A 13919-nucleotide genomic window follows, 5' to 3' on the forward strand; every position below is an offset into this window, starting at 1 on the left:
GCACTAAAGTGGCAAATCAAAACGAGGAACCCCCATGTCCAACCCTCCCACTGGCCTTGCCCTCAATCCGGCGGCCACTGAACATTTGCCCTATTTTATCGTTCCTCCGGGGGGCACAGATCAAATGTTTACCGTCGTAACTGTTTTCGTTCTTGGACTGATCCTTGCGCTTGGGGTGTTCTACTTCAAACTCCATTCTATTCCCGAGTCCCTTGCCGAAGAAAAGCGCGGCAACCAGCTTCAGGTTATCGGGGCTTTGTCGCTTTTGGCCCTCTTTACCCACAACGGTTATTTTTGGGTTGCGGCTCTGGTTTTGGCCACGGTGACCCTCCCCGATTTCCTAACCCCTTTCCGCTCAATGGCGCGCTCGTTGCTTCGCATATCCAAAAATGGGGGCACGAAAAATGTTTGAAGTTATCGGCTGCTCCTTGATCACAATCCTGCCCGATTACCTGTACCGCCGCTATGGTCAGGGCAAGCGTATCGGCCATGAAATCACGCTGTTTTCGGTATGGTATGTCCTGCGTTATGGCATCACGGCCTGCGCAATTCTGACCCTTACGTTGATCACCATCATCTTTTACTACCACCCCTCCACGACCAATGTGTCGTCGTTTTATCGCACCATTTCTATTCTTCCAGAATCCAATGGCCGTGTGACGGAAATTTATGTGACAACAGGCCAAGAAGTGAAGCAAGGCGATCCGATTTTCAAAATCGACGATTCCATGCAAGTGGCCAATCTTGAGGCGGCAAAAAGTACAGTTTCCGAGGTTGATGCTGCGCTTATTTTGGTCGTGTCCCAGCTTGCCGTGGCGGAAGCCACGATTGCCCAAGCCCAAGCCAGCCGAGACCAAACCGCCAATGAGTTGCAACGTAAACAGGACATTTACAAACGCAATCCCGACGTGGTTACAGACAAGGAACTCGACACTTTAACACAACTTTTGGCGACCAAGGTTGCCACATATGATGCCGCAGTTGCAAATCGCGATGGGGTAATCACCCAACGCGACCTCGTCCTTCCCGCCCAAAAAGAGAGCGCCCTGTCACATGTTGTTGAAGCCCAAGTGGCGCTCGACAAAACCCTCATCAGTGCTGGCGTGGATGCCACTATTTTCCAACTGGCGCTGCAAGTCGGAGATATCGTGAATCCGATGTTCCGCCCCGCTGGCATTATGGTCCCCGAAAGTGATAACGAAGGCTCATTCATCGCCGGATTTGGCCAGATATCCGCCGGCGTTATAAAAGAGGGTATGATCGCGGAAATCACCTGTGCTTCAAAACCCTTCACCGTTATTCCAATGTTTGTGTCCCGCGTTCAGGATGTCATTGCTTCGGGCCAGTTCCGCCCGAGCGATCGCCTTATAGACACCCAAGACGTCGTCCGCCCCGGCACGATAACGGTCGAACTGACACCCCTCTATGAGGGACATACTGATGGTATTATTTCGGGGAGCAATTGCATCGCCAACCTCTATTCAAACCACCACGATCTGATTGCCTCCGGCACCTTGGGGTTTGGTATGAAAACGTTTTACCATGTCACCGATACCTTGGCGTTGGTGCATGCAATTTTGCTGCGGTCGCAGGCATTGTTGTTGCCTGTCCGCACCCTAGTTCTATCAGGGGGTCACTGAGGTCTTAGGGGGCGAATATTGGTGAAATTCTCCGACGGAACCCCCCGCGCCTTTGCCGAATACATCGCACGATCCGCAAAGACTGTAAGCAACCCGACATCCTTTGTATCGCTGGGATACTTGGCCACACCCGCCGAAAAACTCAGATCAATGAGATGGACTTGCTTGGTCAAAGGGTCGGTATAGTCAAACGGCTCGCAAATAAGATCATGTAGCCGGAGGACGAATTGTTGGATCTGGGCACGGTTTTGCGCCCCTTTCAGGACAACCGCGAATTCATCGCCTCCTAAACGGGCCGCAATGTCGTCTTGGCGCAGGTTTTCCTTGAGGATGCGCCCGACCTCGGCAATCGCTAGATCGCCTGCGTCATGGCCAAGGTTATCGTTGATGGTTTTGAAACCATTCAGGTCGAGATAAATCATAATCAGCGGCACATCAGGTGTTTCCTGAACATGCGCCCGCAAGGCCTTGTCCATTCCGCCGCGCGTCAAAAGGGAGGTTTTCGGGTCGCGTTTCACCTTTTCTTCGAGGGTCGCATTCTCCATTTCTAGCTTCAAACGGCGCTCAATTTCAAAACGCAAACGCTGATTGAGGTCTTCAAGGCCATCTGTGGGCGAGCTTGTGAACCGTGCCGAAAGGGCGCTTTGTGTCTCAAGGCGAAGCAGGACACTTGGTTTCCCCCGAAAGCTCTGTGATGGTTCCGGCACCACACCTGTACCAAATATGGCCAAGGTCTCCTGCCCTGCCAACTTGATTTGAAAGAGGTGGTTTGCGTTTGGGGCTGCACTTTCTTGCAAGCCGAGCAACGCGGCCTGAGGGTCCATAAAGGACGCACAAAAGTCATCTCCGAGATTAAACGCGAACTTCTCATTGGCTGCATTATTCACCGCAACGATTTTACCATCAAGGTCAACGATGACGGTCGCGCCAGCATAGGCATTAGCTACTTTTTGGTAATAACTCCCGCCCGCGTTCATACGCGCGCCCTCGCTTTAGAAGGGCTAAGTCGCTCAAAATCTCTCTCGCTGGCCATACCTGTCGAGATCCTGAAGAATTTGGCTGCGATACTGTCCACGATGATTAACACTTCACCTACACCATTCAAAAATACACTTAAAACATCACTGGATCGACTAAAATTTAATAAGCCCATAACACCTTAACTTGATAGAATTCGACTTAGTGATTTTGCCAAACGGATTTAGGCTCTTAACACATGCCCACACCTTTAGCACGTGTCTCAAAATTGACCAAGCGCGGGCCGTTTTATAGGCGAGTTCTCGCGAAGGCCTTCCAGCAAAGTGATCAAGACGTAGGCGCTATACTGGGAAATGGCTTAAAAAGACACGCTCTTGACTTTGAAGTCGAGAGCGCCCACATACCCCCTACACAAGCGTTCTGCCGCGTGAGCAGAGATTCGCGATCCGCGAAGAGCGCAGTGTAAGCAAAAAGTTTCCCACATCACGCGGGGGGGCCGTCGTTTGGACATAGGTCGGCATTCGGCCACGCCTTTGGCTTCAAACGCAACCCTAACGCCTTCGCTAGTCCTATTGGGCTGGCGCATTTGTATTTTCGGCACGCCAATTGGCGATGCCGTTTAGCGGGTTTTCCCGCGAAAGGACTATCCAATGGATTTCGACATGCTGGGCCTTGCCCCCCGTCTCGTACAAAAACTAGACGAGCTGGGCATTAAAACCCCAACTCCAATTCAATCCCAAGCCATCCCGCACGCCATGAATGGCCGCGATGTGATGGGCCTTGCCCAAACCGGTACTGGCAAAACGGCGGCCTTCGGTCTGCCCCTTATCCACGCCTTGACTAAGACAGGCGTTAAACCTGCGCCGAAACATGCTGCTGGCCTTATCCTTGCGCCAACGCGTGAATTGGCCAAGCAAATCGCCGACAACCTGAGCGCCTTCACCAAAGGCAGCCACATTAAAGTTGGTCTCGTTGTGGGTGGTGTTTCCATCAACCGTCAGATCGAAATGATGACCCGCGGACTTGATCTTTTGATCGCCACTCCGGGCCGTTTGATCGACCTTATCGACCGTCGCGCCGTAAATCTGAGCACCACACATTACCTTGTGCTCGACGAAGCCGACCAAATGCTTGACCTTGGCTTTATCCACGCGCTGCGCCGCATTGCGCCCCTCTTGCCAAAAGAGCGTCAAACAATGTTGTTCTCGGCCACGATGCCAAAACAAATGAACGAACTTGCGCGCGCCTATTTGGACAACCCCGTGCGTGTTGAAGTTTCGCGTCCAGGTCAAACAGCCGACAAAGTCACGCAATCCGTGCATTATGTCGCCCAAAGCGCGAAACAAAGCTTGCTGGTTGAGCTTCTCGGCACTCACAAAGAAGAGCTTTCGCTGGTCTTTATGCGCACAAAACACAGTGCGGAAAAACTGATGAAAAGCCTGTGTGCTGCTGGGTTTACCGCGGGTTCCATCCACGGCAACAAAAGCCAAGGTCAACGTGACCGTGCGATCAAAGAATTCAAAGAGGGCAAAATCACAGTGCTCGTTGCGACCGATGTTGCGGCGCGCGGCATCGACATCCAAGGCGTAGGCTATGTCTATAACTACGACCTGCCCAATGTTTCAGAAAACTATGTGCACCGTATTGGCCGCACGGCCCGTGCTGGTGCCTCCGGTCAAGCGGTTGCGTTCTGCTCGTCGGCGGAAATGGGCGAATTGCGCGGAATCGAAAAAGTAACCGGAAGCCCGCTTCCAATCGCGAGTGGCCGTGCATGGGAAAATGAAACCCCTGCCAAAAAACCAGGTGGCGGCGGTGGCCGTGGATTTGGTGGCGGTGGTCGTCGCGCAAGCGGCGGCGGTGCCGGTGGCGGCGCTGGTGGTGCTGGTGGCGGCCAACGTCGCTCCAATGGCGGCGGCGGAAACGGTGGCGGCCAAGGGCGGCCAAATGGCGGCGGCGGTGCCGGTGGCAAACCACGTCGCAGTGGCGGCGGCGGTGCTGGCGCAGGTGCAGGCGGCCAACGTCGCTCCCGCGTTTCTTCCTAAATCTCAAACAAATAACCCCGCGAAAGTTTTCCTTTCGCGGGGTTTTCTTTTACACAAGTATTTCTGCGTCTTAGCTTACAAAATCAATGTGATTATACAGGGGAAGTTCGCGAATGCGTTGCCCCGTGGCCGCAAAAATCGCATTGGCCAAAGCGGGCGCCGCGGGCGGCACTGCAGGCTCTCCAATACCTCGAATTTTCGTGCCGTTTTCAAGGCCACGCACGATAATTTCGGGCGCTTGGAAAAGGCGCATGGCCTCGAACCCATCGAAATTATTCTGGTCGGCGACACCGTCCGAATAGGTCAGCTCCGCCATGATCGCATGGCTCAGCCCCCAAATAACGCCACCTTGAACTTGGTTCTCAAAGTTGATCGGATCAAGCACGCGGCCCACATCGGCGGCAACAAAAACCTTATCGATTCTGATCCCGTCGGGGGTTTGCGTCACCTCAACAACCTCCGCCACCGGAACTCCAAAGGACAAGTTAAACGCCACGCCGCGCCCGCGTCCCTCGCCCATTTCTGCGCCCCAGTTCGACATCTCGCCAACCGCTTCCAGCACCTTGCGCGACACGTCATCCGAACACAAACGCAAGCGCTCTTGCAACGGATCGGCCCCCGCAGCGTGGATCAACTCGTCCAGAAACCCTTCGTGCAAAAAGCCGTTGCCCGACGCCCCAACCGAACGCCAAGAACTCACCGGTAAAAGCTCGGGAACGCGATAGCCCGTGACGCGATAATTCGGGATGGCATAGGGTTGATCCCACGCGCCCGCAACAATCGCGATATCTGGGCCCGGTACGGACATTCCCGCACGCCCCATTTGCGAGGCCGTCACGGATTGCGCCGCAATTCCCAAATCCAAACACGCGACTTTACCATCTTCGACACGGCCACTCGCGTGTGACATTTGCATCGGGCGCGGGAAATCATGCGTCATATCTTCTTCGCGGGTCCACGTCATTTTGATCGGAACATTTGGATAAGCGACGGCCAATTCGACCGCCTGCACGATAAAATCATCCTCTAAACGGCGACCGAAACTACCGCCAACACTCAACGCATGCAGAAAGATATTTTCCGCCTCAATGCCAAAGGTTTTTGCAATTTTGGCAAGCGCAAAGGTAGGGGCTTGGGTGCCTGTCCAGACATCCAAACGCCCGTCTTTCAAAAGGACGGTTGCGTTCATCGGCTCGAGCGGCGCATGCGCCAAATAAGGAATGCGATAGGTCGCTTCAAGCACGTCACCTTTGGCCAAATCGGCCTCAACATCGCCCTCATCTTTGAACTGACTGTCCTGATACTCCTTTGTGAAAGACGCACCAACGGCCTCCCACAAAGCATCCTGTTCGGCAGGATAAGGTGCGGGGCCCCAGTCAAAGGAAATCATATCCGCCGCCGCAAACGCGCGCCATGTATTGTCGGCGATGACGCCTGCGCCGCCAGTGATAGGCACAACCTTGAGGACACCGCGCGCGGCTTTTGCCTCGCTGTCGTCATACCCCAATACCGCCCCGCCAAGACGCGGATTTGTGCGCACGGTCGCATAGACCATACCGTCCATTTCCATATCGATACCATAGGGAAGCGTACCCGTCGATTTTGCGACGATATCAATGCGCTGCATATCTTTTCCGAGGTACTTCCACTCGGTATCTGGCCGCAAAGTGATCTCTTGTACAAGCGTAACGTTGGCGGCCTCTGCGGCCAAATCCACATAGCTAATACGGGTTCCGTCCGCCAGAATAACCGCGCCATTTTCGGTATTCATGGAGGCCACAGATTGGCCCGTCTGTGCGGCGGCGGCAGCCTTTAACGTCTCGCGGGCAACGGCCCCTGCGATGCGTAGTTTTTCGTATCCATCAGGGACCGTCGAAGATCCACCAGTGATCTGAACCCCCAGAAGCTTGCCCAAAACATGGCCAAATGCGCGAGCATTGGTGGCCACAAAACCATCGTCCGTTGCCGGAAACGGCATCCCCTCGCCCAGAACCGCGCCGTTAAAATAAGCGGGGCTCGGCATACCGGGATCGACCTTGATATCCTGCCATGCGATGTCCAATTCTTCGGCCACCATTGCCGCTTGAATGGAGTAGGCTCCCTGCCCCATATCGGTGCGCGGCGTGATGATTGTGACGCCGTCGGCATCAATGCGCACATAGGGCGTGAGTGCCGCTTCGCCATCCGTCAGCCCGTCCAAAAGCGGGTTTGTGATGGGTTTTTTGTATTGGTAAAAGCCAAAAGCCACACCACCAACAATCGCCGCCGACCCGATCAGGAACGTGCGGCGCGCAATTTTTCCAGCGCGACTCATTTTAAACGCCTTTCATTTGTAATGCAGCCGTTTTCACAGCAGCGCGTATGCGTGGATAGGTGCCGCAGCGACAGAGGTTTGCGGACATGCCTTCGTCGATTTCGTCATCAGTTGGCGCAGCATTCTGGGACAACAGCGCGGCTGCCGCCATGATTTGCCCCGACTGGCAATAGCCGCATTGCGCCACTTGATGTGTGACCCAAGCGGCCTGAACGGTGTGCATCAAATCTGGCGTTCCCAGCCCCTCGATTGTTGTAACCTCGCCCTCAACATCCATCGCGGCAACCTGACAGGATTTGACCAATTCGCCGTCGATATGGACCGAACATGCGCCGCATTGTGAAATGCCACAGCCGTATTTGGGACCAGTGATGCCGAGTTCATCGCGCAACACCCACAAGAGGGGCATGTCCTCTTCGACATCCAGGTCATGGACGGTTCCATTTACCAAAAGTTTCATCAAAGTATCTCCGACTTTTTACACTTGTGAAGTTGAGCGGGCCTGCTAGAAGTAAGCATATGTTTACATACAAGACAAAGCAAGTAAACACCTGTTTACAAGAAAGCGGGACCCTAATTCCATGACACTCCCTCCCCGCAAACGAAACGCGAATGCCACGCAAGAAGCGATCCTTGTGGCCGCACGTCGTGTGTTTACGGATAACGGATATGATGGCGCGGGACTGCGCGAAATCGCGGGGGTTGCAGGGGTCAACGTCGCCCTCATCAATCGGTATTTCGGCTCCAAAGATGGGCTTTTTAAGGCCGCAATCATTGAACATTTGCACCTCGAAGAAATTTTCGACGGGGATATGAACACTTTGGGCCAACGGATAGCCGATTATTTCCTCGCCCATCCCGTCAAAAAAGAAGGCTATGACCCCACGCTCGCGATCTTGCGATCAACCTCGAGCGAACACTCCGTGCGGGTTATTTCCGAGGCTCTAGAAGCGACCTTTAACGACGTTTTAGCAAGCCGATTCCCGGACATTGATCCAAAAATGCGCAGGGCCAAAACAGGCCTGCTGGTGTCGGTCATGCTTGGCTATGATATGATGCGGCGCGTGTTCAAAATCAGCGCCTTGGGCGAGGATACGTCGACCGAAGTCCGCAGCCTCCTTGCGCAAAATATTCAAAGCATTGTTGACGCAAAAATCTAAGTTGTGACCCGCGCATTTCGGATTTGAGTCCCGACAAAAACCACAATGAAAACGAAGGTCAAAACCAAGACAATGGTCGGGGCTGGCGCGCTATCGATAAAGACGCTGATATAAAGGCCAAAGCACATCGAAACCATAGTGACGGCCACCGAAATCATCAGCATATATTCGAAGCGTCGGGTCAGCAAAAACGCGATGGCACCGGGGGAGATAAGCAGGGCAATCGCCAGAATAATGCCCGCAGCCTTGAGCGTCGCCACAATCGTCAGCGACAAAATTGCCAACATCCCATAGTGCAAAAAGCCGACGGCCAAACCGGAGGCCTTGGCCTGAATCGGATCAAAGGCGTGCAACAGAAAATCGCGCCATTTCATCAGGAGAATTGCCGAGACAATCAGCGAAACAATGCCCGCCGTCCACAGGTCTTCGGGGCCGACACCAAGCACGTTTCCAAACAGGATATGGTCAAGATGGACGTCGCTTTTGACCTTGGTATAGAGCACCACCCCAAAGCCAAACATGCCCGAAAACACGACGCCCATGATCGTATCCTGTTTCACACGGCTATTATCGGCCAAAAATCCTGTCGCCAGCGCGCAAGTCATTCCCGCCACAAAAGCGCCAATTATCAACGGGATACCCGCAATATAGGCCAGAACAATCCCCGGAAGGACCGCATGGCTTACGGCGTCGCCCATCAGGGACCACCCCTTGAGAACCAGAAAACACGACAGTAAGGACGTGGGTACCGAGACGATCAAAACGATGTAAAACGCATTGTGCATAAACGCGAATTGAAACGGCATCAGGAGGGTATCGATCATGTGTTTCCCCCGATTTCAGCGGCGACACGTCGACGGGCCGCGCGCATCCCATGCTTGGGGGCGAAGTAGAAAGCGAAAAGGAAAACAAGGGCTTGCAAGGAAACGATGATCCCGCCCGTTGCACCATCAAGGAAGAAGGACAGATAGGCCCCCACAAAGGCGCAGACCGCCCCGAGCGCCACACTTATGACTAAAAGCCAGCCAAAGCGGTCGGTTAAAAGATAGGCTGTCGCACCCGGTGTGACGACCATCGAGATCACCAAAAACGCGCCAACAGTTTGCAGCGCGGCAACGCAGGACGCCGACAAAAGTGTGAAAAACAAGACCTTGAGGGCACCGGTGTTCAAGCCAATGGAACGAGCGTGGTTCTCGTCGAAAAACGTCACCATGAGGTCTTTCCATTTTGCCAAAAGGATCACAAACGTGATCCCGCCAATCAGCGCCAATTGCAGGGTGTCGCTAGGCGTAATCGCGAGGATATTGCCCAAGGTGATTGTTTGAATATCGACGGATGATGGCGAGAGCGACACCATGAAAAGCCCGAGTCCAAAGAAGGATGTAAAAATGATCCCGATGATCGCGTCTTCCTTTAACCCCGTACGATTGTTGAGGAAAAGCATAGCCCCAGCGGCCAGTCCACCCGACAGAAATGCACCAAACGCGAAGGGCAGACCAATCATATAGGCGGCAGCAACACCGGGCACGATCGAGTGGCTGAGGGCGTCGCCAATCAACGACCACCCCTTAAGCATCAAAAACGCCGAAAGGAACGCACAGATGCCGCCGACAAGCGCGCTGACCCACATCGCGTTGATCATATACCCATAGGTAAACGGCACCAAAAGCGTTTCCATTACGGGGTTTTCCCCTCGATTTCAGGATCGGGTGCCGCCGTCTGGGCGCGATCATCATAGGTGACAAAGGGGCGCTCGTCATCGGTTAGGATGGTCACGTGGCGGGTATCGTCATCATCGTGCAAATCTTTACCACCCAACACAAAATGCCTCAAAACGCCGCCGAAAGCTTCCTCAAGATTTGCGCGTGTGAAGGTGTCTTCGGTGAGGCCATGCGCAATAACTGTGCCTTTGACCAAAATGGTCCGGTCGCAAAATTCGGGGACAGACCCAAGATTGTGCGTGGAGACCAACATCACCCGCCCTTCGGCGCGCAATTCCCGCAACAAATCCGTGATCGCATCTTCGGTTTGGACGTCGACGCCCGTAAAAGGCTCGTCCAGCAGAATGACTTTTCCGTCCTGAGCAAGGGCGCGGGCAAGGAACACCCGTTTGCGCTGTCCCCCCGAAAGTTCCCCAATTTGACGATAGCGATAATCGACCATCCCGACCCGCGAGAGGGCATCGGTTACGGCCTTTTTGTCGGCTGACGAAGCAATGCGCAAAAAGCCCATTTTGCCAAAGCGGCCCATCATAACCACATCTTCAACCAGCACCGGAAACGACCAATCCACCTCTTCGGACTGTGGAACATAGGCGACGATATTCTGCTTCAACGCCGACTTAACCGACTGACCTAGAACGGTAATATCGCCTTTAATCGTAGGAACGAACCCCATAATGGCCTTAAACAAAGTGGATTTCCCAGCGCCATTAACCCCGACCAACGCCGTGATTGTCCCGGTGGGAATCTCAAAACTCGCATCGCGCAAAGCAGTCATACCATTGCGATAAGTCACCGTGAGGTTGCGGGCGCGAATGCCGGAGGATTGGCCGTTTGTAAGGGTCATTGATTACCCCCCAACCCGTCCAGAATTGTTTGCGAGGTCACGCGCAGAAGGTCGATATACGTGGGTACGTCGCCGTCCGCTGTGGTCAGGCTGTCCACATAGAGAACGCCGCCAAAAGCTGTCCCCGTCTCGCGAGCGACCTGTTTCGCGGGGTCCGAACTCACCGTACTTTCGCAGAAAATCGCCTTCACATTATTGGCGCGCACCGCGTCGATCACCTTGCGCACTTGCTGAGGTGTGCCCGTTTGATCGGCGTTGATCGGCCAGAGGTAAAGTTCCTTCATTCCGTAGTCACGGATCAAATAACTAAAGGCCCCTTCGCACGTCGCCAGCCAGCGATCCTCTTCTGGAATGGCGAGGATTCCGTCGCGAAGCGGCGCAATTTCGGCCGTGAGCTGCGCCTTATATGCCTGTGCGTTTTCCATATAAATCGTCGCATTTTCGGGGTCGTGCTCAGCAAAAGCTGCAGCGATATTATCCACGTAAATCATCGCATTCTCGAGGGACATCCATGCGTGTGGATTGGGGCGCCCCTGATAATCGCCCTCGACGATATCCATCGGGACGATGCCCTCGGTTAGGATGGCCTCCGGTACATCGCTCAGGTTGCCAATGAACTGCTCAAACCACAGCTCCAAGTTCATCCCGTTCCACAGAATTAAATCCGCGTCTTGGGCTTTGATCAGGTCGCGCGGTGTGGGTTGATAGCCGTGAATTTCCGCCCCGGGCTTAGTGATCGATACAACTTCGGCGGCGTCTCCAGCGACGTTTCTGGCCATATCTGCAATCACAGTAAAGGTCGTGAGTGCCTTAAATTTCTCTTTTGCGGTGATGGGTGTGGCCGCAGCAAAAGCCGCCAAACATGTGATCGCCCATAGTGATTTTCGCGCCAGCATTGCCCTACCCCGAGGTGAATTTCGTTACCTCCGTTTATGAGAACCATTCGCAACTGTCAATGCAATTGCGAACCATTCGCAACTTTATCCCCTTCCCAGCCAACGCGCAGAATCTGGCTGGACGCTGAGATCGAAAAACGATGTGTTTTCATACCATCGTTGTTAGCTCGAAAAGCCTAAAAACGCGCAATCAAACACAGGCTATGGACACTCCTCAATAGATCATGCCTAAATCCCCAAAACATCTGAACTTGAGGAAAAACGGCGTGGATATAACCTACAATTCTCCGACAAAAACAAGCTACGACGTCGTCATCATCGGGGGTGCCATGCTCGGCTCTTCGGTGGCGTGGTTCCTCACCGATAGCCCTGATTTTCAGGGGTCAGTCCTCGTGGTAGAGCGTGACCCAAGCTACGAATTCGCCTCAACTTCGCATACAAACAGCTGTATCCGTCAACAATTTTCGACCGAAGTCAACATTAAGGTCAGCCAGTTTGGCGTTGATTGTATTCAGAATTTTCGTGAATATATGGGTGGCGACACACGTATTCCCGATATTACGCTCCAAAGCTTTGGCTACCTTTATTTGGCCGATACAGAGGCCTTCGCACAAACCCTGCAAGAAAACCAAAAACTGCAATCGCGATTGGGGGCCGGCACAAAATACATGTCTCCCGACGAAATTCTGCGCGACTACCCCTTCTATCAACTCGACGACATAATCGGTGCCAACCACAACCGCGTCAACGAGGGCTATTTCGACGGTAACACCATGTTTGATTGGTGGAAACGAAGTGCGCGCGAGCGGGGCGTGGAATTCTTGAGCAATGAGGTCGTTTCGATGGCCAAAAACGCGGCGGGAACACGCGTCACGTCTGTCACCCTCAAATCTGGCGACGTGATTTCCTGTGGAACGGTTGTGAACGCCTCCGGCCCGCGCGCCGCCGTCACCGCGCGCATGCTGGGCATAGATATTCCGGTAGAGCCGCGCAAACGTTTCACCTTCATTTTCGCCGCAGAAACCCCGCTTAATCGCGACCTTCCTTTGACGATAGACCCGTCAGGCATCCATGTGCGCACCGATGGGGCGTATTATATGGCGGGTTGTAAACCCGATGAAGATCCCGCCGTCGCCTTTGACGACTTCGCCCTCGACCACGACATTTGGGAGGATAAAGTCTGGCCCATCCTCGCCACCCGCATCCCGCAATTTGAGGCCATCAAGCTGGTCAACACATGGGCGGGGCATTATGCGTATAATACGTTGGATCAAAACGCGATTGTTGGCCCCCATTCCGAGGTCGAGAATTTCATCTTCGTCAACGGGTTTTCGGGCCACGGATTTCAGCAATCCCCCGCCATGGGACGCGGCGTGGCCGAATGGATTACCCACGGCGCCTACCAAACCCTCGATTTGTCGCCCTTCGGATATGAGCGCGTGGCAAAAGGTGAAAAATTTATTGAAAAGGCCGTGATATGAACCTCCAGAAAAACCCTTTTACACAAGCAATTCAATCGGGCGAAAAGCAAATCGGCCTGTGGATCACCCTCGCCAGTAATTTCACCGCCGAAGTTGTGGCCCCCTGTGGCTATGATTGGGTAGTGATTGATTGCGAACATTCCCCCAATGAAATTCCGTCGGTGATTGGCCAACTCCAAGCCTTTGCCAACACGGGCACGACCGCCATTGTGCGGCCCGACTGGAATGATCCCGTTAAAGTAAAACGCCTGCTCGATGTCGGCGCGCCGGGCTTGCTCTTTCCAATGGTGCAAAATGCGGACGAGGCGCGCGCAGCGGTTGCCGCCACACGTTATCCTCCACGCGGCGTTCGGGGTGTGAGTGGGTTGACCCGTGCCAATAAGTTTGGCCGCATCACGGATTACTTTGCGAAAATCGAAGATGAAACGACGGTGATTGTACAGGTAGAAACCCGCGAAGCCTTGGCCAATGCTCTTGAAATCGGCGCCGTCGAAGGCGTGTCGGGGGTTTTCTTTGGTCCGGGGGATATTGCCGCCGATTTAGGCTATCTTGGCAAGCCGCTTGCGCCCGAAGTTTGGGAGGCCATCTGGCCCGTTGCGCGCGCCTTGATGGCAGCAGGCATCCCCGTCGGCACGCTTGTCGCCGACGCAGAATTTGCCGCGCAATTACTCAACGATGGGTTCACCTTTGTCGCTTGTGGCTCGGATTCAGGCTTGCTCGCAAAAGCCAGCGATGCCCTTTTGGCAAAGGTCAAATCAGACCTCAAATGATGGCGCGCTTACCACATGTAGTGATATTAAGACGAGTTTCCTCGCGCGGATAGTTGACGCGTTGCGGCAA

At 54.0% G+C, this 13919-nt stretch carries 13 protein-coding genes; 6 read left to right on the forward strand and 7 right to left on the reverse strand.

The features are described from left to right. Positions 1–34: 34 nt before the first annotated feature. Positions 35–412, forward strand: coding sequence for a hypothetical protein (locus tag AB9F29_RS09630; RefSeq protein ID WP_335584797.1), 378 nt, complete (start codon positions 35–37; stop codon positions 410–412). Further along, positions 405–1640 (forward strand): HlyD family secretion protein, encoded by a 1236-nt coding sequence (locus tag AB9F29_RS09635; protein ID WP_369755485.1) that lies wholly within the window; start codon positions 405–407, stop codon positions 1638–1640. Before AB9F29_RS09630 ends, AB9F29_RS09635 begins: the two co-directional genes overlap by 8 nt. On the opposite strand, the gene AB9F29_RS09640 is transcribed toward AB9F29_RS09635, so the two are convergent. Next, complete coding sequence (locus tag AB9F29_RS09640) at positions 1634–2617, reverse strand: GGDEF domain-containing protein (protein ID WP_369755486.1); 984 nt, start codon at positions 2615–2617, stop codon at positions 1634–1636. The two genes, AB9F29_RS09635 and AB9F29_RS09640, sit on opposite strands and share 7 nt — an antisense overlap. Before the next feature lie 651 nt (positions 2618–3268). Here AB9F29_RS09640 and AB9F29_RS09645 point away from each other — a divergent pair. Then, positions 3269–4660, forward strand: coding sequence for a DEAD/DEAH box helicase (locus AB9F29_RS09645; RefSeq protein ID WP_369755487.1), 1392 nt, complete (start codon positions 3269–3271; stop codon positions 4658–4660). A 70-nt stretch (positions 4661–4730) separates the two neighbouring features. Here AB9F29_RS09645 and AB9F29_RS09650 read toward each other — a convergent pair whose 3' ends face one another. Beyond that, positions 4731–6974 (reverse strand): molybdopterin cofactor-binding domain-containing protein, encoded by a 2244-nt coding sequence (locus AB9F29_RS09650; RefSeq protein ID WP_369755488.1) that lies wholly within the window; start codon positions 6972–6974, stop codon positions 4731–4733. A gap of 1 nt (position 6975) precedes the next feature. Further along, positions 6976–7434 carry a (2Fe-2S)-binding protein gene (locus AB9F29_RS09655; RefSeq protein WP_369755489.1) on the reverse strand — a complete coding sequence of 153 codons (459 nt, stop codon included), beginning with the start codon at positions 7432–7434 and terminating at the stop codon, positions 6976–6978. A gap of 121 nt (positions 7435–7555) precedes the next feature. Between AB9F29_RS09655 and AB9F29_RS09660 the strand changes: the two genes are divergently transcribed. Then, positions 7556–8134 (forward strand): TetR family transcriptional regulator, encoded by a 579-nt coding sequence (locus AB9F29_RS09660; RefSeq protein WP_335584791.1) that lies wholly within the window; start codon positions 7556–7558, stop codon positions 8132–8134. Here AB9F29_RS09660 and AB9F29_RS09665 read toward each other — a convergent pair. Genes AB9F29_RS09665 through AB9F29_RS09680 form a run of 4 tightly spaced genes read right to left on the reverse strand, consistent with a single transcriptional unit; the run spans position 8131 to position 11598 of the window. Beyond that, entirely contained in the window at positions 8131–8958 is an 828-nt protein-coding gene (locus tag AB9F29_RS09665) for a metal ABC transporter permease (protein ID WP_335584790.1), read from the reverse strand. The genes AB9F29_RS09660 and AB9F29_RS09665 overlap by 4 nt on opposite strands. Next, entirely contained in the window at positions 8955–9812 is an 858-nt protein-coding gene (locus AB9F29_RS09670) for a metal ABC transporter permease (protein WP_335584789.1), read from the reverse strand. The genes AB9F29_RS09665 and AB9F29_RS09670 overlap by 4 nt, the downstream gene beginning before the upstream one ends. After that, positions 9812–10702: a manganese/iron ABC transporter ATP-binding protein gene (locus AB9F29_RS09675; RefSeq protein ID WP_369755490.1), complete on the reverse strand. Its 891-nt coding sequence runs from the start codon at positions 10700–10702 to the stop codon at positions 9812–9814. The genes AB9F29_RS09670 and AB9F29_RS09675 overlap by 1 nt, the downstream gene beginning before the upstream one ends. Beyond that, positions 10699–11598 carry a metal ABC transporter substrate-binding protein gene (locus AB9F29_RS09680; protein WP_369755491.1) on the reverse strand — a complete coding sequence of 300 codons (900 nt, stop codon included), beginning with the start codon at positions 11596–11598 and terminating at the stop codon, positions 10699–10701. Before AB9F29_RS09680 ends, AB9F29_RS09675 begins: the two co-directional genes overlap by 4 nt. A 266-nt stretch (positions 11599–11864) precedes the next feature. Here AB9F29_RS09680 and AB9F29_RS09685 point away from each other — a divergent pair, with 266 nt between their 5' ends. Together AB9F29_RS09685 and AB9F29_RS09690 are read left to right on the forward strand one after the other, a co-directional pair. Then, positions 11865–13079 carry an NAD(P)/FAD-dependent oxidoreductase gene (locus AB9F29_RS09685; protein WP_369755492.1) on the forward strand — a complete coding sequence of 405 codons (1215 nt, stop codon included), beginning with the start codon at positions 11865–11867 and terminating at the stop codon, positions 13077–13079. Then, positions 13076–13849: an HpcH/HpaI aldolase/citrate lyase family protein gene (locus tag AB9F29_RS09690; RefSeq protein ID WP_369755493.1), complete on the forward strand. Its 774-nt coding sequence runs from the start codon at positions 13076–13078 to the stop codon at positions 13847–13849. Before AB9F29_RS09685 ends, AB9F29_RS09690 begins: the two co-directional genes overlap by 4 nt. The last annotated feature ends 70 nt before the right edge of the window (positions 13850–13919 follow it).

Origin of the sequence: Falsihalocynthiibacter sp. S25ZX9 (assembly GCF_041205405.1) — a bacterium.
In the GTDB taxonomy this organism is placed as follows: Bacteria; Pseudomonadota; Alphaproteobacteria; order Rhodobacterales; family Rhodobacteraceae; genus Falsihalocynthiibacter; species Falsihalocynthiibacter arcticus.

What these genes read in the sequence shown, in the direction of transcription:
- AB9F29_RS09680 (WP_369755491.1), bottom strand. Translation starts at nt 11,598, where the DNA reads ATGCTGGCGCGAAAATCACTATGGGCGATCACATGTTTGGCGGCTTTT.
- AB9F29_RS09655 (WP_369755489.1), bottom strand. Translation starts at nt 7,434, where the DNA reads ATGAAACTTTTGGTAAATGGAACCGTCCATGACCTGGATGTCGAAGAG.
- AB9F29_RS09635 (WP_369755485.1), top strand. Translation starts at nt 405, where the DNA reads ATGTTTGAAGTTATCGGCTGCTCCTTGATCACAATCCTGCCCGATTAC.
- AB9F29_RS09665 (WP_335584790.1), bottom strand. Translation starts at nt 8,958, where the DNA reads ATGATCGATACCCTCCTGATGCCGTTTCAATTCGCGTTTATGCACAAT.
- AB9F29_RS09690 (WP_369755493.1), top strand. Translation starts at nt 13,076, where the DNA reads ATGAACCTCCAGAAAAACCCTTTTACACAAGCAATTCAATCGGGCGAA.
- AB9F29_RS09630 (WP_335584797.1), top strand. Translation starts at nt 35, where the DNA reads ATGTCCAACCCTCCCACTGGCCTTGCCCTCAATCCGGCGGCCACTGAA.
- AB9F29_RS09660 (WP_335584791.1), top strand. Translation starts at nt 7,556, where the DNA reads ATGACACTCCCTCCCCGCAAACGAAACGCGAATGCCACGCAAGAAGCG.
- AB9F29_RS09645 (WP_369755487.1), top strand. Translation starts at nt 3,269, where the DNA reads ATGGATTTCGACATGCTGGGCCTTGCCCCCCGTCTCGTACAAAAACTA.
- AB9F29_RS09650 (WP_369755488.1), bottom strand. Translation starts at nt 6,974, where the DNA reads ATGAGTCGCGCTGGAAAAATTGCGCGCCGCACGTTCCTGATCGGGTCG.
- AB9F29_RS09640 (WP_369755486.1), bottom strand. Translation starts at nt 2,617, where the DNA reads ATGAACGCGGGCGGGAGTTATTACCAAAAAGTAGCTAATGCCTATGCT.
- AB9F29_RS09675 (WP_369755490.1), bottom strand. Translation starts at nt 10,702, where the DNA reads ATGACCCTTACAAACGGCCAATCCTCCGGCATTCGCGCCCGCAACCTC.
- AB9F29_RS09670 (WP_335584789.1), bottom strand. Translation starts at nt 9,812, where the DNA reads ATGGAAACGCTTTTGGTGCCGTTTACCTATGGGTATATGATCAACGCG.